Source organism: Pontibacter sp. LHS2 (assembly GCF_058932845.1).
Genome location: NZ_JBZYWG010000001.1, coordinates 1,544,833 through 1,568,960, shown reverse-complemented (window position 1 = coordinate 1,568,960; position 24,128 = coordinate 1,544,833). Strand labels below are relative to the sequence as shown.

At 50.6% G+C, this 24,128-nt stretch carries 21 protein-coding genes; 16 read left to right on the top strand and 5 right to left on the bottom strand.

The window, feature by feature from the left end:
• Nucleotide 1: 1 nt before the first annotated feature.
• From AC5FX6_RS06870 to AC5FX6_RS06850, 5 genes are all read left to right on the top strand, one after another.
• The gene (locus AC5FX6_RS06870) at nt 2-1,261 is read left to right on the top strand and encodes an ABC transporter permease (protein WP_493596284.1); all 1,260 of its coding nucleotides are present in this window, start codon (nt 2-4) and stop codon (nt 1,259-1,261) included.
• A 29-nt stretch (nt 1,262-1,290) separates the two neighbouring features.
• A complete protein-coding gene (locus AC5FX6_RS06865; RefSeq protein ID WP_493596647.1) occupies nt 1,291-1,971 on the top strand; it encodes an ABC transporter ATP-binding protein in 681 nt (226 codons plus the stop codon).
• Between the two features lie 146 nt (nt 1,972-2,117).
• Nucleotides 2,118-3,317 carry an anhydro-N-acetylmuramic acid kinase gene (locus AC5FX6_RS06860; protein WP_493596283.1) on the top strand — a complete coding sequence of 400 codons (1,200 nt, stop codon included), beginning with the start codon at nt 2,118-2,120 and terminating at the stop codon, nt 3,315-3,317.
• 51 nt (nt 3,318-3,368) lie between these two features.
• Entirely contained in the window at nt 3,369-6,377 is a 3,009-nt protein-coding gene (locus AC5FX6_RS06855; protein WP_493596282.1) for a SusC/RagA family TonB-linked outer membrane protein, read from the top strand.
• A 47-nt stretch (nt 6,378-6,424) separates the two neighbouring features.
• The gene (locus AC5FX6_RS06850) at nt 6,425-7,729 is read left to right on the top strand and encodes a RagB/SusD family nutrient uptake outer membrane protein (RefSeq protein WP_493596281.1); all 1,305 of its coding nucleotides are present in this window, start codon (nt 6,425-6,427) and stop codon (nt 7,727-7,729) included.
• 98 nt (nt 7,730-7,827) lie between these two features.
• Here the strand turns inward: AC5FX6_RS06850 and AC5FX6_RS06845 are convergent, their stop codons facing one another.
• A complete protein-coding gene (locus AC5FX6_RS06845) occupies nt 7,828-8,355 on the bottom strand; it encodes a hypothetical protein (RefSeq protein ID WP_493596280.1) in 528 nt (175 codons plus the stop codon).
• Nucleotides 8,356-8,566: 211 nt separating this feature from the next.
• On the opposite strand from AC5FX6_RS06845, the gene AC5FX6_RS06840 reads away from it, so the two are divergent.
• Nucleotides 8,567-9,325 (top strand): hypothetical protein, encoded by a 759-nt coding sequence (locus tag AC5FX6_RS06840; RefSeq protein ID WP_493596279.1) that lies wholly within the window; start codon nt 8,567-8,569, stop codon nt 9,323-9,325.
• Nucleotides 9,326-9,336: 11 nt separating this feature from the next.
• Here the strand turns inward: AC5FX6_RS06840 and uvrA are convergent, their stop codons facing one another.
• Nucleotides 9,337-11,880 (bottom strand): excinuclease ABC subunit UvrA, encoded by a 2,544-nt coding sequence (gene uvrA / locus AC5FX6_RS06835; RefSeq protein WP_493596278.1) that lies wholly within the window; start codon nt 11,878-11,880, stop codon nt 9,337-9,339.
• A 237-nt stretch (nt 11,881-12,117) separates the two neighbouring features.
• Between uvrA and AC5FX6_RS06830 the strand changes: the two genes are divergently transcribed.
• The 3 genes from AC5FX6_RS06830 (at nt 12,118) to AC5FX6_RS06820 (ending at nt 14,096) form a co-directional block, all read left to right on the top strand.
• A complete protein-coding gene (locus AC5FX6_RS06830; RefSeq protein ID WP_493596277.1) occupies nt 12,118-12,282 on the top strand; it encodes a DUF1059 domain-containing protein in 165 nt (54 codons plus the stop codon).
• A gap of 157 nt (nt 12,283-12,439) precedes the next feature.
• Nucleotides 12,440-13,591: a zinc-dependent alcohol dehydrogenase gene (locus AC5FX6_RS06825; RefSeq protein ID WP_493596276.1), complete on the top strand. Its 1,152-nt coding sequence runs from the start codon at nt 12,440-12,442 to the stop codon at nt 13,589-13,591.
• Nucleotides 13,592-13,604: 13 nt separating this feature from the next.
• Nucleotides 13,605-14,096, top strand: a complete 492-nt coding sequence (locus tag AC5FX6_RS06820; protein ID WP_493596275.1) for a hypothetical protein — start codon at nt 13,605-13,607, stop codon at nt 14,094-14,096.
• Between the two features lie 58 nt (nt 14,097-14,154).
• Here the strand turns inward: AC5FX6_RS06820 and AC5FX6_RS06815 are convergent, their stop codons facing one another.
• The 3 genes from AC5FX6_RS06815 to AC5FX6_RS06805 all read right to left on the bottom strand — a co-directional run bounded on the left by AC5FX6_RS06815 (nt 14,155) and on the right by AC5FX6_RS06805 (nt 17,342).
• A complete protein-coding gene (locus AC5FX6_RS06815; protein ID WP_493596274.1) occupies nt 14,155-14,523 on the bottom strand; it encodes a hypothetical protein in 369 nt (122 codons plus the stop codon).
• Between the two features lie 84 nt (nt 14,524-14,607).
• Nucleotides 14,608-15,438, bottom strand: coding sequence for a hypothetical protein (locus AC5FX6_RS06810; protein ID WP_493596273.1), 831 nt, complete (start codon nt 15,436-15,438; stop codon nt 14,608-14,610).
• Nucleotides 15,439-15,641: 203 nt separating this feature from the next.
• Entirely contained in the window at nt 15,642-17,342 is a 1,701-nt protein-coding gene (locus AC5FX6_RS06805) for a L,D-transpeptidase family protein (RefSeq protein ID WP_493596272.1), read from the bottom strand.
• Between the two features lie 573 nt (nt 17,343-17,915).
• Here AC5FX6_RS06805 and AC5FX6_RS06800 point away from each other — a divergent pair.
• The 7 genes from AC5FX6_RS06800 (at nt 17,916) to AC5FX6_RS06770 (ending at nt 24,017) form a co-directional block, all read left to right on the top strand.
• Entirely contained in the window at nt 17,916-18,410 is a 495-nt protein-coding gene (locus AC5FX6_RS06800; protein WP_493596271.1) for a hypothetical protein, read from the top strand.
• A 75-nt stretch (nt 18,411-18,485) separates the two neighbouring features.
• The gene (locus tag AC5FX6_RS06795; protein WP_493596270.1) at nt 18,486-19,205 is read left to right on the top strand and encodes a hypothetical protein; all 720 of its coding nucleotides are present in this window, start codon (nt 18,486-18,488) and stop codon (nt 19,203-19,205) included.
• A gap of 268 nt (nt 19,206-19,473) precedes the next feature.
• Complete coding sequence (locus AC5FX6_RS06790; RefSeq protein WP_493596269.1) at nt 19,474-19,929, top strand: PepSY-like domain-containing protein; 456 nt, start codon at nt 19,474-19,476, stop codon at nt 19,927-19,929.
• 146 nt (nt 19,930-20,075) lie between these two features.
• Nucleotides 20,076-20,552, top strand: coding sequence for a DinB family protein (locus tag AC5FX6_RS06785; RefSeq protein WP_493596268.1), 477 nt, complete (start codon nt 20,076-20,078; stop codon nt 20,550-20,552).
• An 83-nt stretch (nt 20,553-20,635) separates the two neighbouring features.
• On the top strand, nt 20,636-21,004 hold the full coding sequence (locus AC5FX6_RS06780) for a hypothetical protein (protein WP_493596267.1): 369 nt from the start codon (nt 20,636-20,638) through the stop codon (nt 21,002-21,004).
• A gap of 76 nt (nt 21,005-21,080) precedes the next feature.
• Nucleotides 21,081-22,442: an HTTM domain-containing protein gene (locus AC5FX6_RS06775; protein WP_493596266.1), complete on the top strand. Its 1,362-nt coding sequence runs from the start codon at nt 21,081-21,083 to the stop codon at nt 22,440-22,442.
• Between the two features lie 120 nt (nt 22,443-22,562).
• A complete protein-coding gene (locus tag AC5FX6_RS06770; RefSeq protein WP_493596265.1) occupies nt 22,563-24,017 on the top strand; it encodes a S41 family peptidase in 1,455 nt (484 codons plus the stop codon).
• The last annotated feature ends 111 nt before the right edge of the window (nt 24,018-24,128 follow it).

The following is a 24,128-nucleotide window of genomic DNA, read 5'->3' as shown; positions in this document are numbered from 1 at the left end:
GATGAATTTTAAACTGATCATCAGCATTGCAAAATCCATGTTGCTGGCACGCTGGCGGCAAACGCTGGTGGCTGCCGTGGGCGTAACCTTCAGCATCGCCATGTTTGTGACGCTGCTTGGTTTTATGAACGGTCTCAACGACATGCTCGACAGCCTGATACTCAACCGTACGCCGCATGTGCGCCTTTACAACGAGATCAAGCCCAGCGAGAACCAACCCGTCAATGTAGCGGAACAGTACAAGGACTCTTACAATTTTGTCAGCTCTGTGAAAGCGGGCATCACCCGGCAGGAGATCTACAACAGCGGACCAATTCTACAGGCCGTAAAAGCGGACAAGCGGGTACTGGGCGCGACTCCAAAACTCATGGCACAGGTGTTTTTCAACGAGGGTACGATCGATATCACTGGTGTGATCAACGGTGTGGATGTGGAGGAGGAAAGTCGTTTGTTCAATTTCCAGGAATACGTGACCTCCGGCAATGCCATCGATGCGAAGAACGTGGCCAACAGCATCATACTGGGCAAAGGTTTGGCCGAAATACTGGTAGCCGATATAGGTGACGTAGTGCAGGTGACGACGGCGCAGGGGGAGCGATTTCCTCTGAAAGTGGTCGGCTATTTTCAGTCAGGTATACAGGAATATGACAAGGTGCAGAGCTATGCCTCCATTGCGACCACCCAAAAGCTGCTGGGCAAACCGGCCAACTACATGACTGACATCCAGGTGAAGCTACACGATCTGGAGCAGGCTCCAGCCGTCGCGCATGAATACGCCAAGCTATTTCAGGTTGATGCAGAAGACATACAAACGGCCAATGCACAGTTTGAGACCGGTAGCAGTGTGCGTTCGATGATCTCTTACGCTGTGGGTGTCACCCTGTTGATCGTAGCAGGGTTCGGCATTTTCAATATTCTCAACATGATGATCTACGAAAAGATGGACTCCATTGCGATACTCAAGGCCACGGGTTTTTCAGGTCGGGATGTAAACCTGGTTTTTCTGGTGATTGCGATGAGCATTGGTTTTTTTGGAGGGACGATGGGCTTGCTGTTCGGCTTCATATTTTCTGCAATTATTGATAGCATTCCATTCAACACCTCCGCATTGCCTACCATAAAGACTTTTCCGGTAAACTACGATCCACTTTATTATTTCATAGGCGGATCTTTCTCGCTGATCACCACCTATTTTGCCGGTTTCTTCCCGGCCCGCAAGGCAAGCAAAGTGGATCCGGTTGAAATCATCCGAGGCAAATAGGTATAGCAATGAACAGCAGCGAAGAAAACATGCAGCAAGTCATACTTGAAGCAAGAGGAGTCAACAAGGCGTTCCATGACCCTGTGACTGTACAAGTGCTCCGGGATATCACGTTTACCGTCAACAAAGGGGAGTTTGTGTCCGTGATCGGGAAGTCAGGTTGCGGCAAGTCCACGCTCCTGTACATTCTCTCCACTATGGATACCGATTATACTGGGGAACTTTACATCGACAAAGAACTGATGTCTGGCCGCCCGGACCCTGAACTGGCCCGCATCCGAAACGAGAAGATCGGTTTTGTATTTCAGTTTCACTACCTGCTCAATGAGTTCACGGTGCTGCGTAACGTGATGCTGCCCGGCCTGAAACTGGGTAGATATAGTGAGCAGGAGATAGAGCACCGTGCCATGGAGCGACTTAAAATGCTTGGGATAGACCACCTGGCCAAGCAGTCGGCATACCGTATTTCTGGCGGCGAAAAACAGCGGGTAGCCATTGCCCGTTCCCTCATCAACGACCCGCACATTATCATGGGCGATGAGCCTACCGGCAACCTCGACAAACGCAACAGCGACATTGTTTTTAATATTTTTAAAGAACTCACAGAGGAGCACAACCAGACCCTGCTTATTGTTACCCACGACACTGAGTTTGCCGAAAACAGCCACCGCATCATCGAAATGGAGGATGGCCGCATCGTTCGCAGCTAATTAAGCCAGCCTTAATACAACCTTCTTGTGAATTTCTGCATGATTATGCGGAAATTCGCCTGTATCTATATTACCCATACTTTATAGATTTCGTATGAAGAACCTATGGTTCTTTTGTTTAGTGGTTTCACCCTATCTAATTTATTATGAATAAAATGCTAGCGAGACTTTTCAAAGTCGCCAGTAAAGAGAAAAGAACCATCATTGGTCTCATGTCAGGTACTTCACTTGACGGACTTGATATTGCACTCTGTGAATTTGAGGGTCACGGCACGCAAACCCGCATGAAACTGCGGGAATTTGTGACGATGCCTTACGATGATACCTTTAAAAAAGAAGTGAAAGCGATCTTCTCAAAGCGGGAGGTAGACCTGGAGCGTGTCTGCCTGCTGAATGCCTACATCGGACGCTTCCATGCTGACCTGATCAACCAAAGTTTGCAGGAGTGGGAAGTGGGAGCCGGGGAAGTGGATGCGATTGCCAGTCATGGGCAAACCATCTATCACGCACCAGCTTCGCTGCATGGCGTGGCAGGTATGCCGGACGCTACGCTGCAGATCGGGGATGGCGACCACATCGCGATGGGCACAGGGGTGATTACCCTGAGTGATTTCCGGCAGAAACACGTGGCTGCAGGAGGGGAAGGAGCGCCGCTGGCTGTCTACGGTGACTACCTGCTTTTCTCAAAAGAGCACCAGAACCGGATCATGCTCAACATTGGCGGGATAGCCAACTTCACGTTTTTGCCAGGCGATCTGGAAACAGGCCGTATTTTCTCTACCGATGTAGGACCTGGCAACACGCTGATGGACGCTTATGTGCAGCAGCAATTCCCTGGCACCTACTATGACGCAGATTCAGCCATTGCTTTAAAAGGGAAGTATAATTCTGCGTTGGTGGCAGCCCTGCTTTACCATCCATTCTTTGAGCAGGACTTTCCTAAAACAACCGGCCCTGAGTTGTTCAACCTCTCATACCTGGCCGCAGCGCAGCGCAGGTCTGATACCGAACACCTGTCTCCTGAAGATGTCATGGCGAGTCTGAACCGGTTTTCAGCGGTGGCCATTTCTGATGCGCTGAACCGCTCACTTGATAGCGCTGATTTTGAAATTTTCCTGAGTGGCGGCGGTATGCACAACCCGCTACTCATACAAAATATAAAAGAGCTGCTGCCGGGTGCGACTGTCCGCAATACGGCTGAGCTGGGGGTATCTCCTGACGCAAAAGAAGCGGTATTGTTTGCCACCTTGGCCAACGAGTGCCTGGTAGGAGAGCCTATACCCTTCGGCCCGGGTAAAAGGCGGGTACCTTCTGTGCTGATGGGGAAGATCAGTTTGCCAGAGTAAATTCTCACTATCGATACATCACATTATTAACAGTACAAATTAAGAGGCACTATGAGAAATATTTACTTGTTTGGGAAGGCCTCCGGAAAGGCTATCCTGCTGTGTATCTTCCTGTTGGTCGCTGCCTGTCAGCTGGCCATTGCGCAGGGTGCACGCTACACCGTTACAGGTACCGTAACTGACGCCCGCACGAAGTCACCGCTGCCAGGCGTTGTGGTGAAGTTTCAGAACCACAACATCGCCACGGCCACAGATGCAAATGGAGTATACAACCTGTCAGCCGCATTGCCGCCAGGTGCATATCAGCTCACATTTTCTTTTGTAGGCTTTAAACCAGAGGTGCGTCCTATCACCCTCGGCGATAAGCAAACGGTGCAGGTTGATGCGCAGATCCGGGAGGATATCGTAGGTTTGGATGAAGTGGTAGTGACGGGTACTTCGGTAGCTACGAGTAAAAAGCAGTTGGGTAATGCCATCTCCACGGTTTCGGCTGCTTCCCTCGAAAACAGTGTGGCTACCTCTGTAGACCAAGCCTTGGCTGGTAAAATAGCCGGTGCCCAAATCACACAGAACTCCGGTAACCCGGCCGGTGGTATTAGTGTACGCCTGCGAGGCACCAGTACGGTGGTGGGTTCCGGTGACCCGCTCTATATCGTGGATGGGGTGATCATCAACAACACTTCCGAGCAACTGATCGACCTGGGAGGCTATACGCAAAATCGCCTCGTAGATATCAATCCGAATGATATTGAGCGCATAGAAGTGATTAAAGGCGCTGCGGCCGCGGCCATATATGGCTCCCGTGCCAGTAACGGGGTAGTGCAGATTTTCACCAAACGCGGGAAAGAGGGCAAACCCCAGATTACAGCCTCCACGCAGTTTCGGGTGAATCGGGTGCGTAAAACACTGGACTATAATCAGTACCCTTTCAGATTTGTCAATACTAATCCGAATGACTTGACGCAGGAGCCTGTGCAGCGCTATGATTACCAGGATTTAATTTTCAGAACAGCTTTCGGAACAGAAAACAACCTGTCAGTGTCGGGTGGCAGTGCCAATACCCAGTATTTTTTGAGTGGCAACTATCTCAGCAACCAGGGGATCATCGACAATACGAAGTTTGAGCGTTCCGGAGCCCGCGTGCGGGTGGATCAGACAATAAATAACTGGTTATCTGTTTCATTGGGAGCCAATTACTCGCTGAGCACCAGCCAGGAGATACCAAACGGCGGTCTAACGGAAGCCTATGGTGCCTTAACGGGTTTTATTTTTAGTAACAACTATATCGATCCGCGTCCTGTCGAGGGTGTCTATCCATCTACTGCACCGATATCGATCCTAAGAAGAACAAACCCACTGGAAGCGATCAACCGCTTTGACTTCCGCCAAAGGACAAATAGATTTATCGGTGATTTCCAGGTAAATCTGACCCCGATCAATAACCTCAACATCAATTATATACTGGGCTATGACAACGCGACACAGATAGCCACCGGCCTTATTCCGATAGGAAATACTACGCCCTCCTACAACGCTGGCTTTTCACGCCGCGCAGACCTTACCTCTTATCGCCTGAATAACGACCTGAACATTTCTTACCGGGCTATGCTGACTGACTGGCTAGAGTCGACGACAGGTGCAGGAGCAACAGCGCAGGTTGAAAAGGATTATTCAACGGCTATCACGGCAACTCAACTGGCACCCTTGGTGCAAGTCGCCAGGGGTGCCAACATCGTTGCCGATGAGAGCCGTCGCGACGTAAACATCCTTGGCTTCTTTGCCCAGCAGACCTTCGGCATCGGAGACCGCTTGTTCCTGACAGGGGCTGGACGCTACGATGTTTCTTCTATTTTCGGAAAGGACAACAGGTGGCAGTTCTACCCGAAAGTGAGTGGTAGCTACCTGATCTCCAATGAGAGTTTTTGGCAAGGTATGGGCAACATCATTCCGATTCTGAAACTGAGAGCCTCTTATGGCCAGGCCGGCAACCTGACGGCTATACCTGCATATGGCCGTTACACCAACTATAACCCTGTTGCCTTGTCCGGCTTGCCGGGCCTGGTACCATCACCGCAACTGGGTAATGAGGGTATCAAACCAGAGCGACAGATAGAGAAAGAGATCGGTGCAGACATGAGCTTCCTGAATGGCCGGCTAGGGCTGGAATTTACGTTTTACCGAAAGGACGTGGAAGATCTGCTGCTGTTCATCAATCTCTCACCTTCTACAGGTTTCGTGAATCAGTATGCCAACGTTGGCACAATGACCAACAAGGGGTTTGAGCTTATGCTGACAGGCGCACCGGTGGAGTCGGAGCGATTCAAATGGACATCCACCTTGATCTACTCCAGAAACAAAAATACGCTGAACAACATACCTGGAGGCGTAGTAACGTTTCCAGGAGGTTTCGGGCAAGTGGCCGCTGTGGATGGCTACCCGATCGGCGCCTTCTATAGCACTTATTTTGCCCGCAACCCGGATGGCACGCTACTGCTGAATCCTGCCGGTCTGCCGCAGCCTGAGCGGGCAGGGCGTAACCCAGAAAACGGGCAACCTATTGGTGCAACAGTACCAAAAGTGATCGGCGACCCCAACCCCGACTGGACTGGCTCATGGGTAAATGAGCTTACCATTGGCCGTAGCCTGTCTTTCCGCACACAGTTTGATGCCGCTTATGGCTTTGATGTATTTAACTTCACACGCCGGGTGGGGGAGCGTGACTTTTATGGCGGACTGGCGGGCTATGAACCCGAATTGCGAGGAGAGGTGCCGAAAGGGACTTCCGCCGCTTTATTCGGTATTTTTGAAAATTATATAGAAGACGGTTCTTTTATAAAGCTGCGTGAGATATCTGTGGCGTACGATTTTAAGCCAGCTTTCCTGGGCAGTCCCAATGTACGCCTGAGCTTGGCTGGCCGCAACCTCTTTTCTATAGATGACTACAGTGGTTATGACCCGGAAGTGAATGCCGCCGGTCAACTCAATGCCGTACGTGGCTTTGACTTTGTGGAAGTGCCGATCCCAAGAACCTATGCGGTGGGTATCAACGTGTCATTCTAGTCTTCTTCATTCAAAAGAATAATTATATGAAAAATATAACCTCATATTTGAAAACAGCGGTATTGTCCGGCTTTATGCTGATAGTCAGTAGTTGTGAACTGGACATACCTAACCCCAACGCAGCCAGTGACCTGGAGGTGCTGAACTCCCGGGAGGGTATTATAGGTCTGAGTATAGGCCTGCGGCAGTTTTACTCGACAGCAGGATTGGAGGCTGCCTATCTGTATCCTGGCGTGACCGGGCGCGAACTTAAGGGTGTTGCAACCTTCACAAACGTGTTGGAACTGGAGGCGGGTGGCACAGCGCTGCCTACCTTCAATGGCAATATTCTTAGTCTTTGGTCCAGAATGCAGCGCACGATGCTGATGAGTGAGCAAATCATAGATAACGCCGCTGACATACCTACCTTGACAGGTGGTACACTGAGCGGTGTGCTGGCGCATGCGCATTTGTTTAATGCCATGGCTCAGGGAAACTTGGCCATTGCGTTCGAGCAGGCAAATACCGAAACCAGTCAGACAGACGATGTTACCTTCAGGCCTCGAGCGGAATTGCTAGCAGCAGCCATTGCCCATCTGGAAGAGGGCATAGCCTTGATTGAGGCTACTCCTCCCTCGCCGGAGTTTACCGCACAGGTGACAGGGCCTTTATTTGACCTGAGGAACACTCTCTATGCCTTCAATGCCAGGTATAACCTGTATGCCGGCAACTACGAAGCGGCCATTGCCAATGCTGATAAGGTCGATCTATCAGAGACATCTGAATTTGATTACAACGTCCAAAGTGTTAACCCAATTTTCAATGCCACGAACTTTGAAATCGGCTTAGGTTACTTCAGACCACGTGATAGATTTGGGTTGCCTGCAGAGCTGTTTGAGGCAGGGGACAGACGCCTGGATTTTTATATGACCGGACCAACAGATGTGGTAAATGGAGATCCTGTTAGAACACTGGCTGGCTTCTTCAGTACGCAAACTTCGAGAATCCCGGTATACCTGCCAGACGAGATGAAACTGATCAAAGCGGAGGCCCTGCTGCGTAGCAATGGCTCTTTGGATGAAGCACTGGCTCTGATCAACCAGGTGCGTACGCAGACATCCGGTGATCCATTTGGTGTGCATGCCGGATTGCCTGCCTACAGCGGTCCGGTAACAAGAGAGGCCTTGCTGCTGGAGGTATACAAGCAGCGCTCAGCGGAGCTATACCTGACTGGGCAGAAGTGGGAAGACAGCCGCCGATTCAATCGTCCTGGACCTCCTGATAACCTGGCAGAGCGCAACCGCAATTTTTACCCTTATCCTGATCAGGAGCGTCGCAATAATCCAAACACGCCAAACGATCCGGCTATCTAAGATTACGCTATACCTGTCATTGATAAAATGAAAACCTCTAGCTGCATGTAACGGCATAGCACGTTGCAGGCAGCTAGAGGTTTTTTTATACCTGATAATTAGAGTTGATTATTGCGCTGTAGGATCAGTTCCTCCTCAATGGCAGGGCTAAGGACTAATACAAGATGCTCGGCAAAGGCCGCATTGTCCAATTGCTTGTCACTCATCAAAGCGATCAGGCCAACGGGTTCACCATCTTCTGTCAGGAAGATACTGCCCAGGTAGCTCTCAATGTTTAGTTCCTGCAACTCGAGGTCAAGCGGGAAGTAGTGTTGCACGTTACTGGGGTAGTAACAGAATCGCTGGGTAATTACAGAATCGCAGGGAGAGTGTAGCAGTGGGTAACTGATATTTGGCTGAAGGTCGCCGTTTTTCAGCAGGACATTGGTATGAACATAACGGTGGTCCGAGCTGAGGCTTCCGATGAGCACATACTGTATCTGGGTATGAACAGCGATGAAGTCAGCCGCTAGCTTCAGGAAAAACTCGTCGCGCCGTTGCGTAGTGAGCGATATGGCAGATTCCAGTATACCGTGCTCACGCTCACATAGCGCATAATTCCAATGATGTACGAATCTTAGCTCCATCGCACAAGTAAAATAATGGTAACCTACAAATTTAGAGATAATAACAATAGCAATGCAATAGTATAAATAGCAATTTGTGAAGTACTTATAGTGACATGAGGGTAAAGTGTCGAAATTTTAGTATTCAATTTTTACAATAAAGTGTTTGCTTTCCGTAAATAGAGTTTTGCAGTCGCACCGGATATTTTAGTACCTCATTATGTAAATCGGAATGGCAAAAACACTTTTGAATACGAGCAGCAGTAAGTGCCTTTTATATGTTCTTTTACTCCTTTTTGCTAACCAGGCACTGGCGCAGGTAAATTATAAAGGAGGCTCCAATGTGCAATTGCTTTATGGCCGCAGCTTGAATCAGTCAGGTCAACTGGCTACCATTACAGTAGAGCATTTTGGAGACCTGGGACCTTTTGAGCAATTCGGCTTTGCGGATCTTTTCAACGATGCTAGTCTGGCAGCTCCGAATCTGTATCTGGAGTGGTATCCCAAACTGAGCCTGAGCCGTGCTACAGGCCGCGCTTTCAGCGTCGGCCCGATAAGCGATGTACTGGTAGGAGGGGGACTGAACGTACTGTTTGGGGGTGATGAAGACTTCTTTGTTTACACGGCAGGGCCAGCCTTCAAATTCTGGCTGCCTGGTCAGGGACTGCTGCAATTGGAAACCTACTATTACAAACAACACGGCGCCGAATACAGCGGTACCTACCAGTTTACGCCAAGCTGGGATATTCCTATACCTGTGTCAGAGCGCCTCCGCTTTCGCTTCAGGGGCTTTATGGATTTTATCGGGGATCGTGGCCCCGGCACCACGCAGTACCTGACGCAGCCGCAGTTCCATGTAGACCTGGGCAGTTTCTGGGATAAGCCCGGCAAGGTATACGCAGGCACCGAATGGCGCTACTGGCGCAACGTAGTAGGTATAGCAGGGCTTAACGAATCTATTTTGCAGGCGAACTTTCTGTTTTCCTTATAAAGCAGCCTAGTTTAGGTATTGGACAACGCTTTCAGAAAAGGTGCGGTTTTGCTCCCTTTGGATTTGGCGATCTTTTCCGGTGGTCCTGCCGCCACTACCAAACCGCCTTCCTCTCCGGCACCCGGACCAATATCGATTACCCAGTCGCTGGCAGCCACCACCCGCATGTCGTGCTCTACCACAATAATAGTATTACCTGCATCAACTAAATGGTGGAGCTGGATCATCAGTTTGTCGACATCCGCAGGGTGCAGACCGGTGGTAGGCTCGTCTAAGATGTAGAGGGTATTGCCACGCTGGGAGCGCTGCAGTTCGGTCGCCAGTTTGATGCGCTGCGCCTCACCACCCGAAAGCTCGGTGGCCGGCTGCCCTAGTCGCAGGTAACCCAGGCCAACTTCACGGAGCATGGTAAGGGCACGGTGTACGCTGGCTTCTTCATCAAAAAACTCCCAGGCCGCATCCACCGTCATATCCAGTACTTCGGCAATGTTCTTATCGCGATAGGTGACTTCCAGTGTCTGGGCATTGTAGCGTGCACCGTGGCACACAGGGCAGGGGGCGTATACGCTCGGCAAAAAGAGGAGCTCCACCATCACGAATCCCTCTCCCTGGCAATTCTCGCAGCGCCCCTTGGCCACATTAAAGGAGAAGCGCCCCGCATCGTAGCGGCGTTTTTTTGCGAGTGGTGTGCTGGCAAAGAGTTTGCGTACGTGGTCGAACAAGCCGGTATAGGTGGCCATGTTGGAGCGAGGTGTTCTACCAATGGGCTTCTGGTCCACGCGCACCAATCGTTTGATCTCCTCCATACCTGTTGTGATATGGCCTCCGGTTGTAACAGGTATGTCACGTTCTAATTCGCTGCCTTCCTCTTCCTCTACAGGCAGCTGATGCCCCAGGTGAGAAGCTACCAGTTCTACCAGTACCTGGCTTACCAAACTGGACTTGCCGGAGCCCGATACACCAGTCACGGATGTGAACACCCCAAGCGGAAACGCAGCAGACAGGCTATGCAGATTGTTCCGGCTGACGTCTTTTAGTTCCAGCCATTCTCTCGGTTCACGTGGGTTCTGGTTGAACCCTTTTGGCTGGCTGAACAGATAAGAACCCGTGCGGGAGGATGCAACTTCTCTTAATCCTTCGAGAGGACCACTGTACAGGATCTCACCACCTTTCTCGCCGGCAGCAGGGCCCACGTCCACGATCCAGTCAGCATGGCGGATCACCTCCAGGTCATGCTCCACAATAAAGAGTGAATTGCCCGCTTTTTTGAGCCCGTCGAGGGCACGGAGCAGGGCCACCTTGTCGGCAGGGTGCAGACCGGCGGAAGGCTCGTCGAGCACATACACTACTCCGAATAAATGGGAGTAAAGTTGTGTAGCCAGGCGCAGGCGCTGCAACTCACCCGGGGAAAGGGTAGGCGTGCTGCGCTCCAGCGACAAATAGCCCAGGCCCAGGTCAAGCAGCACATCGATGCGGGCGCAGAGGTCATCTGCAATGCGTTTAGCGACGATGGCCTGCTCAGGATGTTCTGCTTCCGTACGGGAATGGCCCGGCTCAGTACCTCTTGCAAATGGTTTCAGAACAGACTGCACCCTTTTCAGCGGTAGTCGCGAAAGCTCTGTGATATCATAGCCGGCAAACTTGACGGACAAAGACTCCGGCCGCAGGCGCTTGCCCTGGCAGGTAGGGCAGTCGGTGCTGAGCATATACTGCATGACCCGCTTTTTCATGAGCGGACTGTTCGTGTTGGCGAAGGTATGGAACACGTGCCGGCGGGCGCTGCTGAAGGTCCCCATGTAATTCGGCTCCTCCTTGCGCTTAACGGCACGGCGCGTTTCTTCAGGGGTATACCCCGGGTATACGGGCACGACCGGCTGCTCGTCTGTGAAGAGGATCCAGTCACGGTCCTTTTGGGGCAACTCACGCCAGGGCTTGTCCACATCAAAGCCCATCGTCACCAGGATGTCGCGCTGGTTCTGTCCGCCCCAGGCGGTGGGCCAGGCCGCGATCGCCCGTTCGCGTATGGTGAGTGAGTCGTCCGGCACCATTGACTTTTCGGTGACATCATACATTCGCCCCAGACCGTGACAAGTAGGGCAGGCGCCTTCTGCGGTGTTAGGAGAGAAAGCCTCGGCATAGATGATGGACTGCCCCTCCGGGTAGTCGCCGGCCCGGGAATAGAGCATGCGCAGCAGGTTCGAGAGAGTGGTGACGCTGCCTACAGAAGATCGGGTAGTGGGTGTCCCGCGCTGTTGCTGCAAAGCCACAGCTGGAGGCAATCCGTCAATGGCATCTACTTCCGGCACGGCCATCTGGTGGAACAGGCGCCGCGCATAAGGTGACACCGATTCGAGGTAGCGCCGCTGCGCCTCCGCATACAATGTTCCAAACGCCAAACTAGACTTTCCTGAACCGGACACGCCTGTGAACACGACAAGTGCATCGCGAGGTATCGAAAGGCTGATGTTTTTGAGATTGTGCTCCCGGGCGCCACGTACTTCTACAAATCCTTTGAATGGCTCGGTCTTAGTCTGGTTTTGCTCTGGTTTGGTCATATGTAAGGTGTAAACTGCCTTGCTGCGAAGGTATAATTTCGTGTCACAAAAGGAAATTGTTGAGTGTACGCGTGATTCAGCCTGACGGTAAGGTATAGCTGCTTGTTAACTTTAAGCGAAACGCTGATTAGATTTTTGAACAAGGTTTAGTTTGTTGGAAATCAGCGAGGTATGTATAGTCTAAGATTCGCTGGCCCAGTTCTGCACTTCAGGTATACATACTTAATTAACTGTCCTGTGAAACCACTAAAATGCAGAGATGTCGACTTTGCCTGCGAAGCCGAGGTAAGGGCTGATGGCGAGCAGGAAGTGCTGACTCAGACAGGGAAGTATGCACATAGGGCGCACCCCGTGGAGGCAACTTTAGAGAAGTCAGGATATAAGCTGTCAATTGACTTCTGATGCAGCAAGCATTTAAACATAGGTATATAGGTATTTCTTTTAAAAATCCTATTTCTGCAACTATTAAGGCATAGATTAGTATTTATTTAAACCTGATTTAAAAGCCTGAATAAGGTCGAAAAGGAAATACTATCGGAAATAAACTATAAACAAACTTATGCTGGCAATGAACTATCGCGGGCCACAACGGGTCCGCATTGACGAAAAACCAGAGCCTAAGATTCTGCATCCCCAGGATGCCATTGTGCGTGTGACACGCTCTTGCATCTGCGGCTCTGACCTCCACCTTTACAACGGCAACGTGCCCGACACCCGCGTGGGCATGACCTTCGGACATGAATTTATCGGTGAAGTAACAGAGATCGGATCAGAAGTAGAGAAACTGAAAGTGGGTGACATGGTAATCGTGCCTTTTAACATCGCCTGCGGTAAATGCCATTTCTGTAAGCAGGGGCTGTTTGGCAACTGCCACGAGTCCAACTCTCAGGCAACGGCTGTGGGGGGTATCTTCGGTTACTCACACACAGCAGGTGGCTATGACGGCGGACAGGCCGAGTATGTGCGCGTTCCTTATGCAGATGTGGGCCCAACCGTTATACCTCCGGGAATGGATCCGGATGATGCCGTGCTGCTGACAGACGTAGTGCCTACCGGTTACCAGGCTGCCGAGATGGGCGGTATCCAAAAGGGTGACACCGTGGTGATCTTTGGTGCAGGACCTATCGGTATTATGGCTGCCCGATGCTCATGGTTGTTTGGTGCTGGCCGTGTGATCGTAATTGACAAGCTGGAATACCGGTTGGAGTTCGTGCGTAATTATGCAAACTGCGAGGCCTACAACTATGAAGAAATGGATGATCCCGTGTTGTTCGTGAAGAAAACCACTGACTGGATGGGAGCCGATGTATGCATCGATGCTGTGGGAGCTGAAGCAAGCGGTAATCTAATGCAGACAATCACGGGTCGCAAGCTGTTGCTACAGGCTGGTTCTGCTACCGCGGTTCACTGGGCTGTGAACTCCCTCAAGAAGGGTGGCATCCTGTCAATTGTCGGGGTGTATGGCCCTACGGATAACCTGGTGCCGATCGGTAACGTGGTGAACAAAGGCATCACGATCAGGGCGAACCAGGCTTCAGTGAAGCGCCTGCTGCCAAGGTTGATCGACCATGTGCAGAACGGCGTTATCAACCCGAAAGCACTCATCACACACCGTGTACCATTGGAAGACGTGGCCGATGCTTACCACATTTTCTCAGAGAAGCTGGATAATTGCATCAAGCCTGTACTTATTCCACCATCAGCCAGATAGAAAGGAGACAATCATGGAAAATAAGACACCAAAAGACTATTCGCATATAAAAGACTGGGGCATTGACGCTGATCCAAAGAACGATCCGACCTACCCCATGAAACACCGTACCGACGCGGAGCAGGAAGGCTACAGCTGGGAGCGGCCAACGCAGCAGGACATCAACATCGAAGTGCTGCACTCTAACGAGCGCCCTAACGTAACAGCTGTGTTTGGCACCTCCATGCCGCCAAGCGGCCTAAGCGGTATGATCCGGCGCTTTGCATTTAAGCATAGTGAGAACAGCTACCTGCACTGGCTGCCACTGATCATGGCAGACCGTGTGAATGTGGTAGAAGGCGTGATCGAGGACTTTTCAAAAGGAACTGTGCCCAACATCTTTGCCGAAAAAGGCTGGAAGGCCGACTGGGAACATAATAAGAGTGGGCTTATTCAGAAAGTAGGTATCATGGCACTGGTTGCAACCGCTGCCGTCGTGCTGCTTACCCGCAAAAAAGATAGCTGAAGGGTTAGACAATAGCCAAGAAGAAAGGCAGCTACCTCTTGGTAGCTGCCTTTCTGTTTTAACCGGTGACCGGAAGCTGTACCTGCCCGAGCGCATCGATGATCTCTGTTGCTTTGTCCGGACTATACTGGCTACGGATCGCGTCCTCATTTATTACAAAAGCTGGAGCAGCCGGATCGCCGTCAATGGTATAGACCTTGTCTGCTAGCTGTTCAGCATCATGGTTTGTATCCTGAACGACCTGACTGATAGGTGACTTGGCACGAGAGTCGAAGGCTGTCCAAATGAGCCGCTCCGGATTTTTTCCATTTTTGAACTCGTCCGGAAACCGACTCTGCGCTTCCTCTTCAATTGCCTGCGGGTCTAGTTCATTTATTTCGCATACCTGCTGAAAAACAGCCATGTCTCTGTTTATCTGATCTTCCATGGTTTTCATTTATCTTCTGGTCTACTTACGTAATGAAGCCATGGAGAGTCGGAACCAGGGTGGGAGAGTTTAGCGGAAGTTTCTTTAGTCCCATTCGATGATATCATCCTCTTCTTCATCGTCCCCCAGGTATGACTCATCTACATCCCAATCGTCTTCTTCCCAGTCATCGGTTATGTATACCTCGTCCACCATGTCATCAGTTGCATCCTGAGTTTCTTCTGCCATGCTGGATTCTGCGTTATGCTGTAGAAAATCCTGCAGCACAGGTATAGCCGCAAAACCCGCTTCAGTGAGAGGAATCAGTTCGCCGCGTTGCAGAAAGCGGTTGGCATCGAGCAGCACTTCGTGGATGGGCGTGTGAATATGCTTTGGAATTTTGAACAGCCTTTCGTCGCGCTTGTCAAAAGGCGTAGGCACGCCGGAGGTATACAGGTAGGGGAGTAGCGTTTTAGAGCAACTCATAGCGATACGGTCGATACGGTGCTCCTGAAAATACTCCTGCAGGCGACCGTTGATGTTCTCAAAAAATTCCGCTGTCTCCCCCAGTCTTACCCGCGACCCTGCCCGCGATTTGCCTTTGGTCTTGAGGTATTTGATCTGGCTTTTGCCCTGCTTCTTGCGCACCATGTACGAGCGATATACCTTATGATTGACGCAGCGGCCATCCTCAAAATACCCCATGGCGCAATTGCCAGATTGAATCAGGAGGATGATATAATTTATTTTTGCTTCAGGCTGTTCGGTACCTGGCGCGGGTTCGGTAATGGGCAAACGGAAGTAGGCCAGCTCATCGCCCGTCTTGCTCAGCAAGGCTATCCGGTGCTTTTCCGGATCATAGGTTGTCTGGCAGTCAGCGCCTTGTATGTTGCGGAGCAGTTCTGCTGCTTTATCTTTAGGTATAAATCTGTTCATATCTTTTGCAGCGACCAGGTTTAAGCTGCCCTCAGCTTCGGCTGTAGCAGGTGCGTCACACGCTATTCTGTACAGAAAGTATAAGCAGCCTTACCACGCCAATACGTTTTGTAAATATAAACTGGCTGCCTGATATTATTGCAGCAGCCTGGGTCTGCAATACCTACTTTCTGTGTTGTCTAGCTCAGTAAGCCGATGGTTTATCAGAATAGTTGCTGAGCCAGTGCCTTGTCGTGGTTGTAAAGGTCATCTCTGAAATGAACCGTGCCGTCCTGCTCAACCCATGCCGTGAAATACACCAGGTACACCGGCACATTCTCTTTCAGATTCACATTTATTTCCTCACGGCCACTCATGGCATTACGAACGCGGCTTCTATCCCAGCCAGGGTTATGCTGGAGCAGGTAAGTGGCCAATTCGGCTGGTTTTTCTACACGCACGCAGCCATGGCTGAAATCCCGGTCTGTTTCATCGAACAGATGGTTGGCAGGTGTATCGTGCAGGTATACGGAGTACTCATTCGGGAACATAAACTTCACGCGGCCAAGTGAGTTGTTTGGCCCCGGGCGCTGCCTGATGCGGTACTCAAAGTTGTGGCGCGTCATGTTCGCCCAGTCCACCCGGGATACAGGTACTCTTCTGGCGTTAGAGCCAAAAGTGGTGACCATTTCCATGTTCTGAGTTTCCAGCCAATTCCTGTTGCGTAGCAGTTTAGGCTTTATGTCGGCTTCTACAATGCTATTGGGTACATTCCAGTAGGGCGCAAACACCAGGTACTGTATCTCGTGGCTAAACACAGGAGTGGAGTGCATTGTCTTTCCGACAACAGCACGCATACGCATCACTTCCTTGCCATCTTCCATGACGTATACCTTAAAAGCCGGAATGTTTACCATCACATAGCGCTGGGGGCCCGCTTCTGGTTCCAGACGCTTCGGTAGCCAACGCCATCGCTCCATGTTCAGCACGAGCTGGTCTATACGTTCATCAATACTTACATTAAGAGCCTGATAGGTCTGTGGCCCCACAATGCCATCTACTGATAAGCCATGTCGCTCCTGAAATGCCTCCACGGCTTTTTTGAGCTGCTCGTCATACACATACGCAGTGCTATCCTGCACTCTGACCTGTTGGTCAGGTAAAAGACGTTTCCGGAGCGATAAGACCACCTCTGCTGTGTCATGCAGTCGCACCAGGCCCTGCTCTTTTACCTTAGGCCAACCGCCCTGTTCCTGTATCTGTCGGTACTGAACCAGTGCCTCCCGCAGTTTCTGATAGCCTTCGTGCAGTGCTTCAAACTCGTAATAGGGGTATGAGCTTTCTCGCTCTTGCAGAATGGTCTGCAGTGCTTTGTGCAGCTTGATCTTATTCTTTTCCACTCCCCACTTAATGGCGGAGTGATTGTGCGGATTGACCGTTCCATTGTAAAAGTCTGCAGCATAGTTAAAGTATGAGGCCGTTAGTGCCAGATCAATCTCCTGTTGCTTTTGCTTCGACTGTGCAGCAGACGCACGCATATTCTGAAACTCTCTGTACATTGCCTGCAGGTCCTTTACTTTATACTCACTGGGGTCCAGGCCTTCGCGATGGGTTTTTTCGAGGACCTGCATCAGCTTTTCTGCCTGCGGAACCAGCTTGTCTCCTTTAAACCAGGCCAGCTTGTAGTCCCGGTTCTGATAAAACTGCTCTACCAGTTGCAGGTGATGCCTGAACTCCTTTTCATTGCTGATGTAGTCTGTTACAAATACGCTGTCCATTCTGGGCGCATTGGTAGCAGGTGTACTGGTGGAGTGACGGGGAGTACTTTGAGGCTGCATTTGAGCCGTAGCTAAAATCGGCAGGTATAGCAGTATCAGGTATAGCGCTAATCGTCGTAAAACGGAATAATTATAAGTATCTTTCATTTATTTTCTCTCTATAAGTTCGGTAGTGCTAAAGACTCCGGCACAGCAGATCAGAAGGAAGTGCTAATTGCATCACAGAAGGTATTGCCTTTAGGTATGATAGGTGCTGCCAGAGAGGTAAAATCATATTGGAGCTTCACGAAAATGTTTACAAAATCTCGTGGGTAATAATATGATTTTGTTTAGGGTTGGATTGCCGTGTTAAAATGGCCAGCTAACCTCTTTATACCATGAATATTAAACATGTATTAAAATTAACGGCCTGTTAGTCTCAAAAGTTTACCTTTTTTGATATGTTCTCTAATTAAGTGATTCTCTGCTTAAAGCACTTTTTATAGTAATAAATGCATGTAAGTCTTATGTTTTAGTAGACGTGGAGATAACAGCTTCTACCCGTTTTATTATATCTTGATAAAGTGCCAGCACGTTCAAGATCTCTGATGGTATTCCCGCTAAGTGTTGGTTGTCTGTGGTTTTACTTAAAAGCCAATTGATATTTAATAAAATATAGTGCCAATTAGATGCTTCTTTCCGTATGACAGCATGATTGACAAACGTAAAGCCGTGCGACACATGAGATGGACGATATGCCTTGCATTGCTCCTCTGTTCCTGCGCTACCCAGCAGCAGGGCAGTACTCCTGTCGCCTCCAAGCCAGGCCTTCCCAAGTTATATGCCCCGGCAGTATACCCTAAGCCGGATCTTGGTTCCCAACGGCTTCAAGTACAAGCTGGTAAGGGTGATGTACTGGCTGGTTTGAAAGAGCAGCCTGCCGGAGCAGCAGCTTCCACTCGCGTAGTAAAAGCTTATCCTGTGTACAAGGAGATTTTCCGCACCAAAACCGTATACCTGCCTGACACTGTTGCGCTTGATTCCCTGCACCGAGAACTGCAGATTGAGCAACTAGCCAACCAGGCCATCCGCAAAAAATTGAAGACTACTGAAGACGAGCGCGTTTACTGGCAGGAAAAGAATGAGCAGAAATTCTGGACAATGATCGCCATGGCCGTTTTCGCTTTCCTCTACATCCTCTTCCGGGTGCTGGCGTCCCGCATCAAAGAAACCTGATCTGACCTATACAAAACCGTAAACCGCTGCCCTCGTTTAAAAAAGGAAGTATCATGTTTAACCTGATTTAAAACTATGAACAGACGAGACAGAGATCGCTTTGAACGCGACAATTATGACCGGGACTACACTGGCAACACCGGCTACGACCGGAACGATGATCACTACCACAGTGCCCGCAATCTTACCAATGAATTTGAGCAGGAGTATCGCAGCCACCACCACCGCGGCCTGGATGATGACCGCTATGGCCGTGATCGCAGCGACATGCGCCACAGCTACCACGAAGGCAATATGGGCGATGCCTATGAGCGTATGCGCGATGGGAGAACCTCCAATCGCAGCGATTCCAGCTACAACATGAACCGTGGAGAGCGCGACATGGGCAACCGTAGCTATGAGAACCGTAATCGCAGCCAGGGTTGGTCTGATTCAGATCAGTATGGCAGATCAGGCAGGTATAGCCAGGGAGGCGATGACTATGGTCGTGACATGGGAAGCCGTGACCGATTCAGAAGCCAGGTCAGCGGCGACCGTATGGAACAGGGACGCGGTAACCGCATGAGTCAGGACGATTTGCGCGAAGGCTATGGCATATCAGATTACAGCCAAATGCGCCAGTCTGAAATTCGTTCCAGCAGAGGCATTCCGAATCCGGGTATCACCAGCAGCTTCGAGGATGATTACGGCACCGACTTTGACCGCGACCGTAGCTATGGCGTTTCGTCCGGCAACTTCGGTGGCTATGGCGCACAGCGCGGCGGCTACAGACGTGACCGAAACGACCGTTATTAATAGATTTAACTTAAAAACAGTCAATGAAGCTACAGCCGCTCTCTTAAGAGGGAGCGGCTGTAGCTTTTTAGTAATATTGGTTAACTGACTTGCATTCTACTTTAATAATTGTCAATTAACCAATTGATTTCCAAACATTATGGTAGGAGGGTGGTATAAGTTAGAGGATTTCCAGGGTTGATATATTCTGTTAAGTAAGCTTAGGCGAACACAGAATTGTCAACCTGTTTATCTTTTAAACCAATGACAACCTAAACGAAGAAGAGCTATGAAGAAGTTAGTTTTAACCCTGGCCCTGGGATTCGGCATCAGTACCGCTGTATTTGCCCAGGACAATGTGCCGGAACGTGTAAAGACCAGTTTTAGCAACAGCTATGCCCAGGCGAGCGATGTAGAATGGAAAGCAAAAGATGATACCTATTATGCCAAGTTCGAGATGAACGGCAACAAGCACTGGGTCAAGTATAACGCGGACGGAACAGTTGAAAAGGAAGGTCGTGAGATTGAAGTGAACGAACTGCCACAGGCCGTGCGGAGCGCCATCAATCAGCAGTATGCCGACCGTACCATCGAGAAAGCCAAAACAGTAGAAAAAGATGGCCAGACCAGATACATGGCCAAGCTGGAAGGCGATGACGAGGACCTGAAAGTAGTGTTCAACGCCGATGGTAGCGTAGAAAAAGAAAAGGATAAAGACAAAGATAAGAACAAGCGAAAATACTAAGGTATAGCCTTAGGCTATGAAACAGAAAAGGGCAGTCCGCATAGACTGCCTTTTTTTGTGTCCCGGCGTTTGCATTCTACACCTGTATCCTGTTGGAGCTTAACCCTTCGCAGGTATAAGAGTATGAACAAATAAAACCGTAGCCGATGAAAAACGACAAACAAGTACGCGACCATCTGGAAAAGCTGATGCGGATGGGGCAGGCATTTCGCCCGATGGGAGAACTGTTGCAAGGGCTCACTGTAGAGGAGGCAGGGGATAGAGTGAAAGACCTGCCCTATACCATCTGGCAACTGCTCGAGCACCTGCGCTTCGCTCAGCACGATATCCTGGACTTTTGCCGCAACCCCGACTACCAGGAACCTGACTGGCCTGATGATTACTGGCCTGCCGAGGCTGCACCAGCTGATCAGAATGCCCTGGACCAGACTCTGCAGGCGATCAGCCATGATCTGGAGGCCATGGTACAGTTGGTGCAGGATACGGATAACGATCTTTTTACACCCATCCCGCATGGCAACGGACAGACGCTCCTGCGCGAAGCCATGCTGGTGGCCGAGCACAATGCTTACCACCTTGGCCAGATCGTGGTGATTCGACGCCTGTTGGGTGATCCTTTGTAATGTTGAGCTGTGAACATGCTACGTGCCGACTGATACTTAACGGCTTTCGTAAAATCTGATAGCAAAGGGGGAGGAGTGTGAGCATGGCAGACATTCAACAAAAGGAGCTACCGGATAGAAACCGGAAACTGCTATTTATCAAAGTTGTGCATACTCTGGTGTGGGTTTTCTACAATGTGGTGATCTTTTACCTGCTGTATGCCGTCATCGTTAACCGGATAGACAAGTGGGTGTGGATTTGCCTGGGCCTGATCGTACTGGAGGGGCTTATCCTGCTGGTGTTTAAAAAAATGTGTCCCATCACAGTCGTGGCCCGGCGGTACTCGGACTCTACTCGTGATAATTTCGATATTTTCCTGCCTAACTGGCTGGCCAGGTATAATAAAGAGATCTATACTACAATCGTTCTCATAAGTGTGCTTATATTGGCCTACCGTTTGGTATTGGAGTAAATGGAAAGGGGGTGGTATCCGAAGCGGTGATCATTCGCAACCTGGCTTCTTAGGGAGTCTTACATCCTGTTTCGCTATGCAACAGCTTCTTAAGCCGATCGGCATTTATCCGCTGGTTTATTTTCGCATCCTGTTTGGGCTGCTGATGTTCTGCGAAGGGATCGGGGCCGTGCTCATCAATTGGGTGCAGGAGCACTACGTGGAGCCGACCTACCACTTCGGTTACATCGGGCTGGAGTGGCTGAAACCACTGCCCGGCAACGGCATGGTATACCTCTACCTGGTCATGGCGCTGCTAGGTTTTATGATCATGGTCGGCTGGCGCTACAAGCTTACTTCTTTTCTGTTTTTTCTGCTCTTTGGCTATAGCTTCTTTTGCGAAAAAACACACTACCTCAACCACCACTACCTTATTTGGCTCATCAGCGGACTGATGGTACTGCTGCCTGCCCACCGCAAATATTCAGTGGATGTGAGGCGTAAGCCAGAGCTGGAAACAGACGTGGCGCCGCAGTGGACGCTTTGGCTTTTCCGAGGGCAATTGGTACTGGTTTACTTCTATGCCGGGGTGGCCAAACTGCAACCCGATTGGTTGGCCGCTAAGTCCATGAGCATCTGGATGGCAGCCAAAACCCACTTTTACGTCATTGGCCCATACCTGAATACACCGGCCATGATACAAACAGTGGTGTGGGGAGGCCTCGCCTTTGACTTCCTGATCGGCTTTGCCCTGCTCTGGCCGCGCACTCGCATGGTGGCTTTCTGGGTGGCTTTCGCTTTTCACATTTTCAACTCGGCGGTGTTCCATGTCGGGGTGTTCCCGTATTTTATGATCGCGGCCAATGTGCTGTTTTTTACTCCTGAGCAGATTGCCCGCTGGTTTTTCAGAAAAGATATTTCGCCTCAACTTTTGCAGAGTGCTCTGCTCAAACAGCCCCGCTGGCAGCTTCGCCTGGGCGCACAATTCTGCCTGCTATACCTGGGTTTTCAACTACTCTTCCCGCTGCGGCACTTCTTTATACCTGGCGATGTGAACTGGACCGAAGAAGGACATCGCTTTTCGTGGCGCATGATGCTGCGCACAAAACGTGGGCATGTGCATTACCTGGTCAAGGACCTGGATACAGAAAGCGTTGTACATGTTTCGGCACACGACTATCTGGTGAGAGAACAACTTAAGGAACTGCCCAAACATCCGGACATGATCTGGCAGTTTGCCCAGTTCCTGAAAGCCGAATACCAGAAGAAAGGTATTGCCAATCCGCAGGTATACGCCATCTCACGACTCAGCCTCAATGGCTACCCACCACACCCCATTGTCGACCCAGCCGTGGACCTGGCGTCTATACCTTATACCTGGGGCGCCAAAAGTTGGGTGACGCCACGGCCTGAAGCTGACGGCTGGCCCTGGGTAAAACAGATTATTTCAGAGAAGTGATCGGCTATACCTGTCTGGTAGCATACTCTTATTTTTTAGCGAATTCTCTTTAAATCTGCTTAGCTTTCAGGTATAAAGAGCATGAGGAGAAGCGGCTTATAAACGAAGAAAAGCAAGCGCATGAAAAGCACCGTGTACACAAGATCCATTCAGCTGCTGCTGTTCATGTTACTGCTGGCAGTTCCCGGACGCCCGATCGCGCAGCACAAACCGATCAAATTTGCCCTGACGGATGTAAAAGCTGATATGGCCTACGCTTACGAAACGCTGCAAAAGGCACATTATAATTTGTATGCCTATGTCAATAAGCGGGACTACGATGCGGCCTACAGTGACTTGCTGAAGTCGATCACGAAAGACTCGCTGAGCATGCTGGAGACGACCATGCTAATGCAGCGGCTGTTGGCGATCGGAAACGTGGGGCATTGCGAGGTGGACTTTCCAGCGGGTTCTTACATCACCTACGCCACGCAGGGCGGCACCTTGTTTCCGCTGGAGCTGGCTTTTGAGAATGGCAAGGCCTTCGTCCGCAAAAGCTATGTGCCAGATTCAAGTATAAAAGCAGGTGATCAATTACTGCAAATAAACGGCAAACCGATCCGAAAAGTAAAGGCCGCCATCCATCCTTACCTATCAGCAGAGCGCCCTTATTTCAAAGACGCCAAACTGGAGTTCTGGTCTTTCCCTCGTTACTACTGGGCGGTGTTCGGTGAGCAGGAGAACTTTAAAGTGAAAGTAAAACAGGCGAGCGGCAGGCGCAGCACCCATACCCTGGAGCCGATCACGGTGATGGGCTACGAGGAGAGTCGGGGAGGGGAGATCCTCAAAAACGAGCGCTCTTTCAGGTATATGGAGGATGTTGCCTATCTGCACCCAGGTCCTTTCAGTGCTCAAGAGCCAGAGGGAGAGGCGCAGTTCAAAGTCTTCGTGGACAGTGCCTTTGCCGACATCAACTCCCGCCAGGCGCAGTACCTGATCCTGGACCTGCGCAACAATGCCGGGGGGCACAACGCCTTTAGCGACTACCTGATCGCCTATTTTGCAGACAAGCCTTTTCGCTGGTTTTCTGACTTTACCGTCAAAACCAGTGAGGTACTCAAGACCCAAACCAGGAAGCAATTTACTGGTGCTATACCGGACGACTATACCCGTCAGATTTTGGAGACGCCTGATGGCACCACCTTCGCCTATGCTCAAACCATGCAGCAGCCTATGCCGGAAGATCGGCGATTCAAGGGCAAGGTATACGTGCTCGTCAATCGCCAATCCTACTCCATGGCGGTGGTGAGTGGCGCCCTGATTCAGGACTACGGCTTTGGGGAGATCGTGGGAGAGGAGACCGGCGATACACCTACCCTCTATGCCGCGCAGTTCAGCTTTCAGTTGCCCCGCACCAGCGTGGAGCTCAAAGTGCCCAAAGGCTACATCGTGCGGCCGAACGGAGACGAAAAACTGGCTGGTCTTATACCGGATCACCTGGTGCGCGACCACCTGCTCGACCACAAAGATGAAGTGTTGCGCTATACCCTGGAGAAGCTCATTCATCCTCATCGCAGCTCCTCTGCTTTAAAGTAAACCAGCTTATCTCCCGCATACATCGTTCCGTTGCTCACCAGCCAAATTGTCGACCTGACGTTTAGATTTCCCGCTATACCTTTACTCATACCCAGTTATCCAAAAGCCAGA